12 protein-coding genes, 1 tRNA gene and 2 rRNA genes are annotated in these 16,937 nt (G+C 44.7%); 4 read left to right on the top strand and 11 right to left on the bottom strand.

Going from position 1 to position 16,937, the window contains the following annotated elements; all coding sequences use genetic code 11:
• Positions 1-67 precede the first annotated feature (67 nt).
• The 9 genes from L6E24_RS10130 to L6E24_RS10090 all read right to left on the bottom strand — a co-directional run bounded on the left by L6E24_RS10130 (position 68) and on the right by L6E24_RS10090 (position 9,479).
• A 23S ribosomal RNA gene (locus L6E24_RS10130) occupies positions 68-2,994 on the bottom strand.
• A 148-nt stretch (positions 2,995-3,142) separates the two neighbouring features.
• Positions 3,143-3,215 (bottom strand) — tRNA-Ala (locus tag L6E24_RS10125).
• Positions 3,216-3,294: 79 nt separating this feature from the next.
• A 16S ribosomal RNA gene (locus tag L6E24_RS10120) occupies positions 3,295-4,763 on the bottom strand.
• Together the 16S and 23S rRNA genes with 1 tRNA gene alongside form the textbook arrangement of a ribosomal RNA operon.
• Positions 4,764-5,390: 627 nt before the next feature.
• Positions 5,391-5,645, bottom strand: a complete 255-nt coding sequence (gene hisE / locus L6E24_RS10115; RefSeq protein ID WP_257744015.1) for a phosphoribosyl-ATP diphosphatase — start codon at positions 5,643-5,645, stop codon at positions 5,391-5,393.
• A gap of 37 nt (positions 5,646-5,682) precedes the next feature.
• Positions 5,683-6,120 (bottom strand): NusA-like transcription termination signal-binding factor, encoded by a 438-nt coding sequence (locus L6E24_RS10110; RefSeq protein ID WP_257741865.1) that lies wholly within the window; start codon positions 6,118-6,120, stop codon positions 5,683-5,685.
• Positions 6,121-6,243: 123 nt separating this feature from the next.
• A complete protein-coding gene (locus L6E24_RS10105) occupies positions 6,244-6,651 on the bottom strand; it encodes a heat-shock protein Hsp90 (protein WP_257741864.1) in 408 nt (135 codons plus the stop codon).
• A complete protein-coding gene (locus tag L6E24_RS10100) occupies positions 6,641-7,273 on the bottom strand; it encodes an ArsR/SmtB family transcription factor (protein WP_257741863.1) in 633 nt (210 codons plus the stop codon). Before L6E24_RS10100 ends, L6E24_RS10105 begins: the two co-directional genes overlap by 11 nt.
• Before the next feature lie 34 nt (positions 7,274-7,307).
• The gene (guaB, locus tag L6E24_RS10095; RefSeq protein WP_257741862.1) at positions 7,308-8,780 is read right to left on the bottom strand and encodes an IMP dehydrogenase; all 1,473 of its coding nucleotides are present in this window, start codon (positions 8,778-8,780) and stop codon (positions 7,308-7,310) included.
• Positions 8,781-8,792: 12 nt separating this feature from the next.
• Entirely contained in the window at positions 8,793-9,479 is a 687-nt protein-coding gene (locus L6E24_RS10090; protein ID WP_257741861.1) for a (5-formylfuran-3-yl)methyl phosphate synthase, read from the bottom strand.
• A 128-nt stretch (positions 9,480-9,607) separates the two neighbouring features.
• Here L6E24_RS10090 and L6E24_RS10085 point away from each other — a divergent pair, with 128 nt between their 5' ends.
• From L6E24_RS10085 to L6E24_RS10075, 3 genes are all read left to right on the top strand, one after another.
• Positions 9,608-10,288: a HisA/HisF-related TIM barrel protein gene (locus L6E24_RS10085; RefSeq protein WP_257741860.1), complete on the top strand. Its 681-nt coding sequence runs from the start codon at positions 9,608-9,610 to the stop codon at positions 10,286-10,288.
• Positions 10,282-10,896, top strand: coding sequence for a dTMP kinase (gene tmk / locus L6E24_RS10080; protein WP_257741859.1), 615 nt, complete (start codon positions 10,282-10,284; stop codon positions 10,894-10,896). Before L6E24_RS10085 ends, tmk begins: the two co-directional genes overlap by 7 nt.
• Positions 10,897-10,987: 91 nt before the next feature.
• Positions 10,988-12,403, top strand: coding sequence for a PAS domain-containing protein (locus L6E24_RS10075; RefSeq protein ID WP_257741858.1), 1,416 nt, complete (start codon positions 10,988-10,990; stop codon positions 12,401-12,403).
• An 81-nt stretch (positions 12,404-12,484) separates the two neighbouring features.
• Here L6E24_RS10075 and L6E24_RS10070 read toward each other — a convergent pair whose 3' ends face one another.
• Both L6E24_RS10070 and L6E24_RS10065 read right to left on the bottom strand, forming a co-directional pair.
• Positions 12,485-12,625, bottom strand: coding sequence for a hypothetical protein (locus L6E24_RS10070; protein WP_257741857.1), 141 nt, complete (start codon positions 12,623-12,625; stop codon positions 12,485-12,487).
• Positions 12,626-12,926: 301 nt separating this feature from the next.
• On the bottom strand, positions 12,927-15,533 hold the full coding sequence (locus L6E24_RS10065) for a valine--tRNA ligase (protein WP_257741856.1): 2,607 nt from the start codon (positions 15,531-15,533) through the stop codon (positions 12,927-12,929).
• 165 nt (positions 15,534-15,698) lie between these two features.
• Between L6E24_RS10065 and L6E24_RS10060 the strand changes: the two genes are divergently transcribed.
• Complete coding sequence (locus L6E24_RS10060) at positions 15,699-16,919, top strand: TIGR00297 family protein (protein ID WP_257741855.1); 1,221 nt, start codon at positions 15,699-15,701, stop codon at positions 16,917-16,919.
• Positions 16,920-16,937: the final 18 nt, after the last annotated feature.

Raw genomic sequence — 16,937 nt, 5'->3', positions numbered from 1 at the left:
AATTATCCGGCATATTGGCATTCACACAACGATTTCGTCTGGATTTTAACGGTTAAGTAATGTTTCCGTTGCCGAATTATCGGACTTTAGTACCTGTGGACTGAACACGTCGTTGCCTTCGTGCGTACATCCCAGGTCTATCAAACGGGTCTTCTACCCGCGTCCTGTGACGGAGTCTCTTTTCAGGTCAGGTTTCAAGCTTAGATGCTTTCAGCTTTTATCCCTTATCGCGTAGCCACCCGGCATTGCCCTGTCGGACAACCGGTCTACCAGTGGCGACGACGGAAAGTTCCTCTCGTACTATTTCCATCTTACCTTCAGACTCCCGACACCCCATATAGATAGTAACCGACCTGTCTCACGACGGTCTAAACCCAGCTCACGATCCCCATTAATAGGCGAACAACCTCACCCTTGGCTGCTGCTGCACAGCCAGGATGGAAAGAACCGACATCGAGGTAGCAAGCCGCCGGGTCGATATGTGCTCTTGCCGGCGACGACTCTGTTATCCCCGGGGTAGCTTTTCTGTCGTCAATAGCACTCATCAAAAGCGCGTATTGGTTCGTTAGACCCGAGTTTCCTCTCGCAGATACTTGCTATTCGTATCAGCGTCAGGCCAACTTTTGCTCTTGACACTCTTCTGTGAGTTTCTGACTCACATGAGTTGACCTTGGGGCACCCTTGATACCTTTTCGAGGGTGTGGCGCCCCACCCAAACTGCCTACCTACCGATGTCCTCGTAAACGAGTTAGTGTTACAGTAAACCAAGGATGGTGTCTCAGATTGCGACTAACCTGCCCCCACAAGGGCAGGATCAAAGTCTCCCATCTACTCTGCGCAAGGAATACCGTAACACAACGACAGGCTGCAGTAAAGCTCCACGGGGTCTTCACTTCCCATATGGGGTCCCTAGCCTCTGCACTAGGATAAAATGTTCAACGGACTTGTGTTTGGGACAGTAGGACTCTCGTTAATCCATTCATGCAAGTCGCCAATTAAGCGACAAGGTACTACGCTACCTTAAGAGGGTCATAGTTACCCCCGCCGTTTACGGGTCCTTCGTCCGGTTGTACCCGGTTTTCAGATGCCCGCACTGGGCAGGAATCACAGACTATACTAGTCGTTTCCGAGTTGCAGTCTGCTATGTTGTTATTAGACAGTCGGAGTCCCCGAGTCACTGCGACCTGCTTGATCTCCAAGCAGGCACTCCTTATTCCAAAGTTACGGAGCTATTTTGCCGAGTTCCCTAAACACAATTAAACCGATACGCCTTGGCCTTCTCAGCCAGGGGCACCTGTGTCAGATCTCGGTACGGTCATCTGGCCCCCTTTTCACGGGCTCCAGGAATTTGCTGTATTACTTCATCACGCTTTCACTCAATTCTCACCATTGCGGTTCTCCAGGAGCTTATACGATTAAACAGGGCGACGGCCCTGCACAGCATATCCCGAAGCGTCAGGATTATTGGCCGATGGTACAGGAATATTAACCTGTTTCCCTTTCGACGTACTCGAGTTACGATACACCTTAGGACCGACTAACCCTCGACTGACGAACATTGTCGAGGAAACCTAGCCCCTCCGGCGGATGGGATTCTCACCCATCTAATGCTTCTACTAATGCCAGAATTCTCATTTCTGCACGGTCCACAGGAGCTTACACCCCTGCTTCTGCCCATGCAGAACGCCTCTCTACGCCATCATATTAATATATGGTCCGTGGTATCTGTGGTAGGTTTGAGCCCCGTCCATTTTCTGCGCCCCAAACCTAGACTGGTAAGCTGTTACGCACTTTTTAAAGGGTAGCTGCTTCTAAGCTCACCTTCCAGTTGTTTTTGGCCTGGGACCTCATTTAGTGTTTACACTTAACCTACACTCAGGGACATTAACCACGGTCTGGGTTGTCTCCCTTACGCACTACAAGCTTACCCCGCAGTGCGGACTTCCGGACTTCTCAGATGACGGGGAATTCGGAGTTTGACAGCAGGGTAAGGAATTTCTTCCCCAACTCCCACAATCAGTGCTCTACCTCACCGTCTATCTCCATCCAGGTCATGCTACGGCATGTTTCGAGAGGAACCAGCGGATGCCTAGTTCGATTGGCCTTTCACCCCTATACGCAGGTCACACGAATGATTTGCATATCAATACCGCTTCGGCCCTCCACGCAACTTTCGTCACGCTTCAGCCTGCCCACGCATAGATCACTAGGCTTCGGGTCTTATCCTGCCGACTTCACGCACTTTTAATACGTCGTCCCATGTGCCGTAAGGCACTACGAACCTGTCGCTTTCGCTTCGGCTTCCCGCAGGGTTAACCTCGCCGACAGAATAAACTCTCTGGCCCGTTCTTCAAAACGTAAGTTATGACGCTGGCAATACCGCCCATACTACAGCCTCGCGGCTGATTCTTTCGCGGTAAAGATCCTTTAACGCCATAACACACCATCGCCTGCCAGTTTCAGGCACTTTTAACCACCTTTTCAGGGTTACTTTTCAGCTTTCGCTCACGCTACTATTACACTATCGGTTTCGAGGAGTATTTAGTTTTGGAGGTTGATGACCCCCGGATTCACGCGAGAATTCCAACCCGCGCTACTCAGGACACCACATATATGTGAGAGATTTACGTGTAGGGGACTGTCACCCTCTTTGGTTTGACTTTTCAGAACAAATTCCACTTCATATCTCACAAAAACAGTGGGCCTATCAACACCACATCTCCCATTGCTGGGATTCAGTTTGAACTCTGTCGTTTTCGATCGCCTTTACTAACGACATCTCGTTTGATTTCTCTTCCTCCCCCTACTGAGATGTTTCAATTCGGGGGGTTACCGATCGTTACCGATCGTGACTTAATGTCACAGGATGTCCCATTAGGGTATCTCCGGATCATAGAATCCTTGCGTCTTCCCGGAGCTTATCGCAGCTTGGCACGCCCTTCGTCGGCACTCGAACCGAGCCATTCACTGACAGGCAGAACGTAATTCAGCATTTTATCGGTTTAACCGTTAAAATCCATTTAACGTCGTTGTGTGAATACCTATACACGGCCTCAAAGAGTCCTTACTGACTCTCAGCCCTTCCCCGTCGATTCACATCAACGGGTGCATTGAAAAGCCGTAAAGTTAGACTTTACGGCTATGGACCCAGGGGGATTTGAACCCCCGGCCTCGGCGTTGCAAACGCCGCGCTCTTCCAGCTGAGCTATGAGCCCTCTGCTTTTTGTCTATGTTAACACTGACAATTTTACAGTTTGTTTAATAACCGCTAATTACCCCTCACGATATTTCGTTAGGAGGTGATCCAGCCGCAGATTCCCCTACGGCTACCTTGTTACGACTTAACCCCCCTTGCGAAACCTAGATTCGACTGCGGCAATAAACCACAGCCTCATCCAAACCTCACTCGGGTGGTTTGACGGGCGGTGTGTGCAAGGAGCAGGGACGTATTCACCGCGCTATGTTGAAACGCGATTACTACGGATTCCAGCTTCATGTGGGCGAGTTGCAGCCCACAATCCGAACTTGGGACAGGTTTAGGGGATTGACTACACTTCTCAGTGCCGTTACCCATTGTCCTGACCATTGTAGCCCGCGTGTAGCCCGGATAATTCGGGGCATGCTGACCTACCGTTGCCCATTCCTTCCTCCTCTTTAGCAGAGGCGGTCCCAACAGTGTCCCCATCATTCCGGAGAACATGCTGGCAACTGTTGGCGTGGGTCTCGCTCGTTGCCTGACTAAACAGGATGCTTCACAGTACGAACTGACGACGGCCATGCACCTCCTCTCAGCTGGTCAAACAAAGTCTTCAACCTGGTTATCATTCCGCTGTCTTATCCGGTGAGATTTCCGGCGTTGAGTCCAATTAAACCGCAGGCTCCACCCGTTGTGGTGCTCCCCCGCCAATTCCTTTAAGTTTCAGCCTTGCGACCGTACTTCCCAGGCGGTACGTTTCACGGTTTCCCTTCGGCACCCCGGAGACTCGTGGTCACCGGCACACCTAACGCACATCGTTTACGGCTGGGACTACCCGGGTATCTAATCCGGTTCGCTCCCCCAGCTTTCGTTCCTCACTGTCGAAGCCGTCCTGGTGAGATGCCTTCGCCATCGGTGGTCCCCCGGGGATTACAGGATTTCACTCCTACCCCCGGAGTACCTCTCACCTCTTCCGGTTCCTAGAACAACAGTTTCTCTTAAACGCCTGCAGGTTAAGCCTGCAGATTTCCCAAGAGACTTATTATTCAAGCTACGAACGCTTTAAGCCCAATAAAAGTGGCCACCACTCGAGCCGCCGGTATTACCGCGGCGGCTGGCACCGGTCTTGCCCGGCCCTTTCTTCGGATGCTTTTTAGACATCCGGACAGCCCGCATATACGGGCACTCGGGGTTCCCTTATCACAGTTTCCTGCATTGTAAAGTTTTCGCGCCTGCTGCGCCCCGTAGGGCCTGGAATCGTGTCTCAGATTCCATCTCCGGGCTCTTGCTCCCACAACCCGTACCGATTACAGGCTTGTTGGGCCACTACCCCAACAACAACCTAATCGGCCGCAGATCCATCCTAAGGCGCCGGAACTTTCGGTTAAAGAACATTCCAGTATCTTTAACCTATGGAGTATTATCCCCAGTTTCCCGGGGTTATCCTCCACCTTAGGGCAGGTTATCCACGTGTTACTGAGCAGTCTGCCGAGGGTCTTAACCCTCTCAACTCGCATGGCTTAATCGAACCCCGATAGCAGTGACCTCTGGCAGGATCAACCAGAATTAATTGTTTGAAGTACTTACACTTCGGCACACTATTGATTTTTCACTAGTTTATCTAAAAGGAATTAGCGGTTATTAAACAAATTTCCGCATTGTCAGTGCCAACGTCAGAACCGACACCCCCATCCGGGTGCTTTCGGTTCTCCATCTAAGAATCGAGGTAACAATGTTAGGTTTATTGTTATATAAACACATTGTTTTACGATTTACAAAAAGCAGAGGAAAGCATATCTCAGCGAATCCATCTTAGCTTTACATTCACCCTGTGAAAAAACTCACAGGACTCCCGAATTAAACGTTACAGCCACCCTGAGGCGTCTGTTCCCGTAATACTTCGGCCTTACAATGTTGTATGCCGCCACATATAAACCCTTGCAGGAAATGATAGAATTTTCAGGAAAAACCCAATCATCCGTAACAAAAAAACGGCAGAACGGCGTTTTTCCATGACATTTTGATCACTCGCGCAAATTGCCTGCTAAAACCAGATAACTATCAGAAAAATTTCACAAAAAATGATTTTAAAAATACTTTCAGATTCCAGAAAAAAAATCTGCACACAAAAACCGTAAAGGCACAGAATTATTTCAGATTCTGACTATGAAAAATTAAAAAATGAGAGTAAAAATTACTTCCTGCGGGATTCAAGTTCAGAGATAACATCCTCAAACTCAACCCCGATGCTCTTTAATGCAAGCATAAGATGGAAGAAGAGATCAGCCGCCTCATAGACCTTCTGATCATAATCCGAATTCTTAGCTGCAATAATAAACTCCGCAGATTCCTCTCCAACCTTTTCAAGAGCTTTATCGACACCCTTCCTGTGACGGAGAATATCAACAATATAACTTTTCTCAGGAGGATTAACTTCCCGATCACACATAATCTGCCATAATTCATCAAATATTTCAGTTCTCACATTACACCTCCGTGACAAGACGTATCTCACCTATACTTTTTCCAAAATATCTCTGTATAAGGATTCTTGCTTTTTCAACATTACAACCGCCCTTACCTATTGCAATGCCAAGATCTGACCTTGATATGACCGAGATCATAACATTGCCCCCCTCATCCTCAGAAAGATCTTTTACAACAGCAGGCTTGAGAATATTGCTGACAAAACAGCAGATCTCCTCATCATGTTCAACCATCTCAATTCTTCTGCCAAGTATCTTCTGAAGCTTTTTGATATTAGCACCGTTTTTGCCTATTGCAATGCCCATATCACCTTTTTTTATTACATATATTATTCTGTCAAAGGCTTCATCAATAACACAGTCAAGAGCAGTTGATCTTGTAATAATCCTTAATTCTTCAATATATCTTCTTTCTTTAAAACCAAGTAAACTTTGCATTAAATATCCGCATAGTATTGGTTTTCATCTGATTAATGAGTTATCTGAAAAAATCCTGAGATCTAACCCACACACGCAGGCGAATATAAAAAATATTTTGAACAAAATAATAATAAATTGAGATTAAATTATCTTCTCACATACAATGTCCAGTATGCCGTTCTTAGCCCTGAAATAACTCTGTCCGGCATGAACACTGCACGGAAGATCAACTCTGACCTCCACACCATCAACAATAATTAATACAAATTCCGGCTGGATGTCAACATCAGGCATTTTACTGGTATCAGACGGAAGGGCCACAGTGACATATATTCTCTCAGGACCATCAATCAGCTCATAATCAATGCTTTCATCATTGTCCATACCATCTTCATCATCCGTACGGAAGACAAAGGGGTCTCTACCATTACCGGAAATTATTGTGCAGCCTAAAAAACGGGCATTCTCCGATAACGGAAGACTACTCATTATATCTTCCATCGCCTTTGCAAAATTTCTTAAAATATCATCATTAGGTTCACGTTTCATAATTACCACACAATTTATACTGGTTGCCTGATCTCTCCACAATCCCTTTTTCTGTTAGTTTTCCCAGTGAAATCATCAGATCGTCACCGGAAATACCACAAAACTCTTCCAGATCCTCAACAGACATATTATAGCCGGCTAAGGCAGTTATAAGATTAAACTCTGCCTCACTGTCTATTATCTCTTTGCAGAAAATTTTTAAATCACGGATTTTTTTCTCAAGATCCCTTTCAAGATAATCGAGATCAACAAGGACTTCATCACGGGATTTTACCATTTTCCGGACAATCAAAGTTTTCTTAAAGAGATTTAATTTAAAATCCTCATTGTCACCCTCAAAATCACGGCCCGCGACTACAACATCCTCTATATTCACCGTTATACGGAAATCCCTTGACAGATGGTAATACTTCCTCCTGTTAATCTCATCACCGTGTGAAATCAGGATACTTTCCCTCTCCATCATCTGGAGATGTTCAATTACGGCCTTCGGACTTATCATAAGCCTGTCTGAAATTTCAGTAACAAAACAGGGTTTCTGCCTTAAAAGCTGAATAATTCTTCTCCTGTTTCTGTTACCAAGAATATCAAGAAGGCGGGATACCTCATCACCGTCCAACATATTTACCAAATGTTAAGAAAAACAATATATATAATTATTTGTTATCAGGCAACCGGTAATTTGGTGCTTCATCTGTAATCAGAATATCATGTGGATGACTTTCAACCTGCCCAGCAGATGTTATTTTAATAAATTCACCCTTCTCCCTGAGATCTCTTACTGTTGCAGAACCTGTATATCCCATTGATGATTTCAGACCACCCGTCAGCTGATAGATGATATCCGAAACTTCACCCACATAGGGTGTCGCGCCCTCAATACCCTCAGGAACAAACTTGGTCTGACCAATACCCTTCTTCTGGAAGTAGCGATCGCTTGACTGACCGCCGGTCATCACACCAAGTGAACCCATGCCGCGGTACTGCTTATATCTCCGCCCCTTAATTGCAATAATTCTGCCTGGAGACTCATCTGTACCGGCAAGAAGGCTTCCGAGCATAACACATTCAGCACCTGCCGCAATTGCCTTTGCAACATCACCGCTGTACCTGATACCACCATCTGCAATTACAGGAACATCATATTCAGTACATACCTGCGAGACGGAAGCAATTGCAGTAATCTGAGGGACACCGACACCTGCAACAACCCTTGTAGTACATATTGAACCAGGGCCGATTCCAACCTTAAGGGCATCGATTTCACCAGAATATGCCTCAGCAGCCGCAGACGTTGCAATATTTCCCGCAATCACATCAGCTTTCACACTGCCTTTGATATCCTTTATTGCCTTAACAACATTGAGATTGTGCCCATGTGCACAATCGGCCACAAGCGCATCAACACCGGTCTCATCAAGCATAACTGCCCTTTCAAAATCAAAAGGACCAACAGCCGCAGAAACTCTCAGGTTACCATCCTTATCCCGGTTCGCATCAGGATACTGATTCTTCTCAAGGAGATCCTGCATGGTCATAATACCAAGAATTCTGCCGTCAGATGATGTAACCGGAAGTCTCTCAACTTTATTATTGTACATCACCTCAATAGCATCCTCAAGTAAAATGTCCTCATTAACAGTAATCGGCCCGGAAGTCATTACAGACCGGATATTATCAGCACCCTTCTTGGACGCAATCCACCTGAGATCCCTGCGGCTGACAATACCAACGACCTTCCCATTCTCAATAACGGGCACACCGCTGATATTATTCTCATTCATCAGATGGTCAACTTCAGAGACTGTGGAATCAATATCAACCGTAACAACATTACGCTCAATGAAATCCTCAGCCTGTTTGACCTTCCGGATCTCCTCGACTTCCCTTTCAGGAGTCATATTTCTGTGGATTACACCAATTGCACCCAGACGCGCAAGCGCAACTGCCATACCAGACTCAGTTACTGTATCCATTGCCGCAGAAACAAAGGGAATTGTAACACCAATGTTGCGGGTGAATCTCGATTTAATATCGGCCTGACTCGGTTCAACCTGTGACGCAGCAGGAATTAGCAGGACATCGTCAAAGGTATATCCGGTCTCCATCTCAAGTTTATTTTTATACATAACTTAACCAAATCACCTTAGAAGGTTTAGAGCTTTCTCAACAAGTTCAGGTTTTATTGTCTCACTTCTGTCACCGCCGCATACCATGCCACGTACCCCGATAATCTCAGGATTGATCTTCTTTAGTCTTTCAAGGTCTTCAAACTTTAGTGAACCTGCAAGTGCAGTCTGTAATGAAAGCGCACGGTTCTTCTCAGTAAATTCAATAAGTTCTGAATCATTAAGAGAATCAAATAGACCCTTGCCGTCCTTTACCGCTGTATCAATCATAGCGACATCCGCACCGGCTTTGGCTGCCAGTGGTGCCATCTCAAAAGGAGAAATTGCATCAACACGATCATAATCAGCGTAAGATGCAATGACAACCGTCTTTTCAGGGAATCTCCATTTAACTCCTTTTACAACTGCCCTGATAAACTCAAGAGCATCCTCATCAGCCCCGAACATCAGGCCGACCTTGATATAATCAGCGCCTGCGCTTGCAGCACCAAAAGCAGACTGAGCTGCACTTCCGGGTTTAAAGCTGTAATCACCGATTGCCGCACTGACAGGTTTATCACTGAGCGACTTTATTTCTGAGATAACCCACGGGAAGTTTGCACCTAATGAACCTTCAGAAGGTTTTTTAACATCAACAATATCCGCAGCAAGTGAATTTTTTGCCTCTGCAACACTGCTTGGACTGACCAATAAATCCATAATAAAATTTGGTTATATCACATAATAGTGATTTTTGTATTAACCTCATTTTTCAGCCCATAAAGGCACATTATTCAAATTATTTTAAAATAAATAATATCTTGATGGTTTATCCGGACAAATAATTCATGATAATGAAAATAATTCTTGCTGTTGATATTAAAGGAGGAGAGGTAGTCCATGGCTATAAAGGCAGAAGGGAGATCTATAAACCTCTTGACTGGGGACTCGCAGAGAGCACAGAACCTGTAAAATACCTGACAGAACTGAAGGTAAAATACCCATATCTTGCAGATCTGGACAGAATTGGAAGAAATGGAGATAACAATTCAGCAGTTCTTTCGTGCAGGAACTGCGGAGAGTTTTCTTATCTAAACCGCGGGGCAGAAAAACCCTCTGAAGCGTTAAAGCAACCCTGGATAAAAAATGTAATATCCACCGAGACATGCAGAGGAGACCCTGAGGATTACACTGATTTTGATTATTTCAGCGTTGTTGTGAAAGATGGGAGAGCGCTTCCGGACGGACAAAAACCGGCAGAGGTTCTGAAAAGAGCATCAGGTGCAGGATTTGAAGGCCTCATTGTATTAAACCTCTCAAGCGTGGGCGCAGAGGACTCAATGGGAGGTCTTGATATTGAAGAGATCAGGAGTGCATACGAAGGAACACTTCTGTATGGCGGCGGCGTGAACTCCACAGAAGACCTGCTGCGTCTTCAGGATGCCGGAATTGACGGCGCAATCATCGCAACCGCGGTCCACAAGGGAAGAGTGCCACTAAAATATGTTCAGGAGGGCAGAATTTGCTGATTACAATTGAAGGGATTGACGGCAGCGGCAAATCATCCCTGCTTAATGGCTTAAAAGAGGAATTGTCTGATCTGGACGTGATATATACAAGAGAACCAGGTTCAACATGGATTGGGGAGCAGGTGAGGCGCGGCATTGCAGAGAATATTGACCCCGTTGCAGAGGCGCTTTTGTTCTGTGCAGATCATGCAGCACATCTGGGAGAAGTGATAAGACCGTCACTGAAGGATAACAAAATTATAATCTCTGACAGATACACAGATTCAAGATTTGCATACCAGGCAGTTACCCTCAAAAAGATACTGCCCGAACCGATGAAGTGGTTAAAAGAGGTACATGAAGGCTGGACCATAAAACCGGACAGGACATTTCTCCTTGTACTTCCTGTGGAAGAAGCCCTCATCCGGCTTAAGAAAGACAGGGATAAACCGGAACATTTTGAATGCGGAAATGTACTCGAAGAAGTGCTGAACAATTATCTTGAGATAGCAGAGACAGACCCTGAAAGATTCATATTAATTGATGCTCTGAAAAATAAGGAAGAAATAATTAAATTTGTAGCAGACTGCATCAGGCAGATGCCACATAAACAGAAGAAATATTTATAGATAATATTTTGAGACAGTCAGAAGAAAAACAGAGACATCTCCAAAAAATCGTTATGGATTATTACCATTCAGAACAAATGATATCCTGACAATGGCATCACGGGGTGAGCAGAAACCAAAAAAAGTCCTCATGGCAGTGGAAGATCTAAAATCCACGATGGAACTGAAAAAGACCCTCAGGAAATATAACTACGAGGTTTTGGCATTATCCATTGACAGCTGTGATCTGATCTTTCGCACAGCCGGGGAAAAACCCGACATTGTAATCATAGATACCGATATAGTCGGGAAAATATCGCCCCTTGATGCTGCAAAAAAAATAATTCATACCTACAAAAAACCTGTAATTTATATAATAAATTCCAGTAACGAAGAGATTGTGGATGATCTGAAGAGAATCGGTCCCTGTGGGATACTGATCAAACCATTTTCAGAAGAGGAAATACTCCACAGCCTTGGAATTGCCCTTAAAATCAATAAAGCAGAACGTGACCGGATAAAAAGGCTTGAGACCTCGAATACAGATCCCATAATGGCAGGCCTTGATAAAATACATGAACCTGCACTCACAATTAACCGTCGCGGAGCAATTACACGGATAAATAATGAGATGGAGTTTTTTTCCGGCTATAAAAAAAATGAGATTATCGGAAGAAAGCTCATAAATTTTTTCAAAATACCTAAATGTAATCCTGAATCTGAAAATGAAACCGCAGTATGGCCCGATGAAATCCAGTTCAGGAAAAAGAGCGGCACTCTGAAGAGAGTGAACATAAATTCAGGATTTACATTATCATACAGGATTGACTTTGAAGAGCAGATAATCATATTAAGAGAAAAGAAGGATTCCGGATTATCCGGGGATTTATACACAGATAATATCTGTTCTGTCTTTATGGAAAATATTGATGAGATCTTCTTTGCTGTGGACAGGGATTATAAAATAATAAAATATAATAATAGATTTGCTGAAATTGCAAAAAAATTAAAGATCACAAAATTTCAGCTCACAAGGCCACTTTATGAGACAGGAAATTTTACAAAGATGCTTAATATCGGAGATTATGAGGATATATTCAGAACCGGACATAACAGGAATAAAATTGGTAAATTTGCCGGCAAAAAAAGAACTCTGATAATAAGCTATACCTATCTCCCGGTATTTGAGGAAGGAGATAACAATAAAGTATCAGCCGTAATTACGGTAATAAAGGACATAACTGCTGCCGAAGAGATGAAAAGGGAATCTGAAGGTATACAGAGGGAATATCTCCAGAACCGCGAATTCTTAGATAATATTCACGGGTCTATAGGGGGAATAAGGACATCATTGTATAAGATTATTAAATTCGTTGAGAAAAATCCACAGAAGCAAAGAGATCCTGCCTTTAAGGAAATTGCCGGTTATTCCGGTGAAGCGGAATCAAACCTGAGAATCTTTGACAGGCTGTGGTCCAAATATGAATCAGGAATGAAAAACTCCTATAAACCCGGAAAAAAAAGTTGAAATAAAACGAAAATTCATATTATAATCAAATAAATTTTAAAATATTATCAAATATAAAAAATGTTTGATATTTTTAATTACTTACTTGATCTTCTTTTCAAGCTTCTTGAGCTTCTTCTTGGCGGCCTGACTGCCTGCAGCCACCTGCTTTGAGAGCTCCTCTGCCTTTGCCTTCTTCACTTTGTTCAGTTTTGCTAATTGTTTCTTACTTGCTGCTGACATTTATTTACCTCGCTACGCCCTTGGCTGGTTATATTTATCTTATTTACCCCTTATAAATACCACTTTATTGTTATACCGGCCTGCGTACTTACGATCTGACAGGCAGAAAGCCCACGACTGTAGTCACGGGATGAATACCCGGAGCAAATTTCTTTCGATTCAATGCCCATAGGACTGCGGGCAGCAGATTATGAATTTCCCTTCAGCCTGGCCTGTATCGGGTTCACCTACATGCCTGCCATTTGAAAATTCCCGGCAGAATAAGAAATATTTAAAAAATTATTGAAAATAGAAATTAGTATTATTTCTTCAGAACAGTCACAACAACATCGTCTGACATCTGTATCACATCAACATCCTCACCGGCAACCCTGAAGGAATAAACCGGTTCAAATGAATTTTCAGGCACTTCAATCTCCGCATCCCCTACAGTGACCATTGCAGGAGGATTTACTTTCAGGTCGTCCGGAAGATTACGGACAGCGTCCATGAATACCTTCGCCTGCTTCCTCAGTTTCGGCCCGACAATACCCATATTGAATGATACATCAGAGACCACCTTCTCAAGTTCCGGAAGCCCGCATCTCCATTCAAATTCTGCATTAAGAGTAGAGGCAGCATCCCCGCTGTCATCGATTTCATGCGGCGTGTATGCAGTAATATGCTTTAAGGGTGCATTCAGTGCCATACCCTCATCATGCTTGTACCTCCTTATTCCGGCAATAATCTCTGCAATAAGGTCACCTTTTACGAGCGCATCATCATCAGTATATGAATAATCAACCCAGCTCTGTGCATGAACACTCTCCTTTCCCCCGGTGAGATGCTTATAGCACTCCTCTGCAAAGAACGGCGTTATAGGCGCAAGCATTCTGCATAGTGCATCCACCGATGTCTTCAGCGCAAAAAGTGCGCTCTCCTTGCCTTCACCACTGCCGTACAGGCGGCCCTTAACCATCTCAATATAATTATCTGCAAAGATCTCCCTTGCAAACTCACGGATAGCCCTTACAGCCCTGTCATACTGGTATGATTCCATTGACTCTGTAACCTCGGATACCGCAGATGACAGTTTTGCCATAAGCCAGCGGTCCGCAAGCACAGCCGGAACATCTGCAATCATTCCACCTTCTGCCTTATCCAGGTGCATAAGAACAAACCTTGTGATATTCCACATCTTTGTCTGGAATCTTGCCGCAGCAATCACATCATTCCATGAGAATACAATATCCTGTCCGGTTGCAGCGCCACTTGCACTCCACTGCCTGAAGGCATCCGCGCCGTGTTTTGAGAGCACTTCTTCGGGCACAATGATATTCCCGCGGCTTTTTGACATCTTAAAGCCGTCATCTCCGAGTACCATTCCGTTCACAAGAATCTCATCCCACGGGTGGCCTCCGCCAGTCAGTGCCCCCGCGCGAAGAATTGTGTAAAATGCCCATGTCCTGATGATGTCATGACCCTGCGGACGGATCTGTGCAGGGAAATATTCAGGTACAGATTTACCGTCCCATCCTGTAATATTCAGAACAGATATTGACGAATCCATCCAGGTATCGAGGACATCGGTCTCGCCTGTAAATTCAGTGCATCCGCACTTTGGACATGGTTTCTTCGGTTTGTCAACCGTTGGATCAACCGGAAGGTCCTCTTCATCAGGCAGCATAACCTCACCGCATTCATTGCAGAACCAGACCGGAATCGGGGTTGCAAAGATCCTCTGCCTTGAGATACACCAGTCCCACTCCATCTGTGAGGCCCAGTTTTCAAGGCGCATCTTCATATGCTCAGGTGTCCACGCAATCTTATCCGCAGCTTTCAGGATCTCATCATTGTGCACCTTTACAAACCACTGCCTCTCAGAGAGAATTTCAATAGGAGTCTTGCATCTCCAGCATGTTCCAACGCGCTGTTCGAGATCTTCCTGCTTCTTTAGGATGCCCTTCTCCGTCATGTCGGAGAGTATCCCCTTTCTGCACTCCAGAGAGGTCATACCGGCGTAAGGACCTGCAATTGCAGTCATACGGCCTTTCAGGTCAATTGCCTTTCTCAGATCAAGATTATGCTTCTTCCACCAGTGAACATCCTGCTTGTCTCCAAAGGTACAGATCATCACTGCTCCGCTTCCAAAGGAAGGGTCCACAGCTTCATCCTCTATTACCTGTACATCATGCCCGAAGATTGGAACTTTAAGTGTCTTACCGGAGATATCGGAATAGCGTTTGTCATCCGGATGAACGGCAACTGCAACACAGGCGGCAAGCAGTTCCGGCCTTGTTGTTGCTATCTCAACACCATCAAAATCAAAGAAACTGAGTTTTGTTGTCCTGTCCTCGTATGACACTTCAGCAAACGCAATCGCAGTTTCACAGCGGGTACAGAAGTTTACCGGATGCTCACTCTGATAAACGTCATCATTCTCAAACATCCTCAGGAATGAGAGCTGGGTCTTGCTGTAATACTCCGGGAGCATTGTGATGTATTCATTGCTCCAGTCATTTGAGAAACCACATCTGCGCATGGATTTGCGCATCTTTTCAATATTTTCCAGTGTGAGTTCGCGGCACATCTCACGAAACTCTGTTCTTGAGACATCATTTTTTGTTATGCCGTGAGTCTCCTCAACTTTTACCTCAGTTGGAAGTCCGTGGCAGTCCCAGCCCTGTGGGAACATGACATTATAGCCATTCATCCGCTTATAACGGGCAATAAAATCGATATAACACCAGTTAAAGGCGTTACCTATATGGAAATTACCAGTAGGGTACGGCGGCGGGGTATCGATTATAAAACGTGGCTTTGAAGAGTTATTATCAAAATAATAATTCTCGTCTTTCCATATTCCAAGCCACCTCTCCTCTACCTCCAATGGGTCATAATTTTTTGGGATCTCTCCGGTATCAGACATTTCCTAAAAATTTGTCTCTATTCTCTCATATACTAATCGAAGATCTGCCGCAGGAAGGGCCGGCACTAAATGGTAATGGCAAAAAAATATCATGAGTTATACAGAAAAGTAACTAATCTGTTGCAGGAAAAATCGCTGCCAGTCTTAATCAGGTCAGTATAATTAATGATTAAATACAAAATTACTACATACATGCTTCAACGGCCGGATATGTGGATAGTTGCGATATTATCCACAATTGCAATCGTTATCGCACCTTTTGTACAACCTCCGTTCATACTTGCACTGATAACAATTCTCATCAGCGGAGTTTTTTACTTTATACGAAATACTCAGTATCCGGCAATAGGCATCAGTATTGTAGCCCTGCTGTATGGCCTTAATATCATCCCGGCAGTCGTATTTCTCACCACTCTGGCAATTGTAATTCTTGGCGAGGCAGCTTACAGGATATGGCCGAGGGATGACAATTATTCATATCTTGCATATCTCATTGTCGCAACCGCAGGCGCGGTCTTTGCATCCTATTACCTGGGCTATTTTAACCTCCTCACTCCGATTACCGGAGTTGTTGTGGCCGCATTATTAAAATCAATATTAAAAGGAAGGGAAGATACAATTATGATTGAGTGCATCGGCACTGCAATGACTATGTATCTCTTCTACGACCTCAGGTATTTTGTGGATTTTGATCTCCTGATGTCTGCAATAATCATCTCATTTGTCTTCGCCCTCATATCCTATAAGATGAAGGCGGCAGACATGTCAGGGCTTTTGAGCGCAGCCCTGATGGGAATACTGATCATAGTCTTTGCTGATGTGAGGTGGTTCTTCGTGATGCTTGCCTTTTTCATACTTGGAGCAGGTTTTACAAAATTCAAATATGAGAAGAAGAAGTCAGAGGGAGTTGCAGAATCAAGAGGAGGTGTCAGGGGATTTCTCAATGTTTTTGCAAACGGACTGATATCGCTCTGTGCTGCTATGCTTTACGGCATATCTCCCGAACCTATGTTTATTGCCCTCTTCATAGGCAGTGTTGCCGCAGCTACAGCCGATACTTCCGCAAGTGAACTTGGGATGCTTGGAAAAACACCATACCTGATAACTTCATTTAAAAAAGTACCAAAAGGGACAGATGGTGGTGTGACACTCTTTGGAGAAGTTGCGGCAACCTTTGCTGCATTCATCGTCTGTATTATTGCATTTTTACTGGGCGTAATTCCACCTGAAATGGTACTTGCAGGCACTGCCGCAGGATTTGTCGGGACAAATGTGGACAGTTTTGTAGGTGCAACCCTTGAAAGAAGAGGCATCCTCGGAAACGCAGGAACAAATATTACCTGCACACTCGCCGGCGGACTATTTGCTATGGCCTTTTACATCTGATAACAACAGATTAAATTA

The organism is Methanoplanus endosymbiosus, from assembly GCF_024662215.1.
In the GTDB taxonomy this organism is placed as follows: domain Archaea; phylum Halobacteriota; class Methanomicrobia; order Methanomicrobiales; family Methanomicrobiaceae; genus Methanoplanus; species Methanoplanus endosymbiosus.
This window is presented reverse-complemented; position numbering and strand designations above follow the sequence as displayed.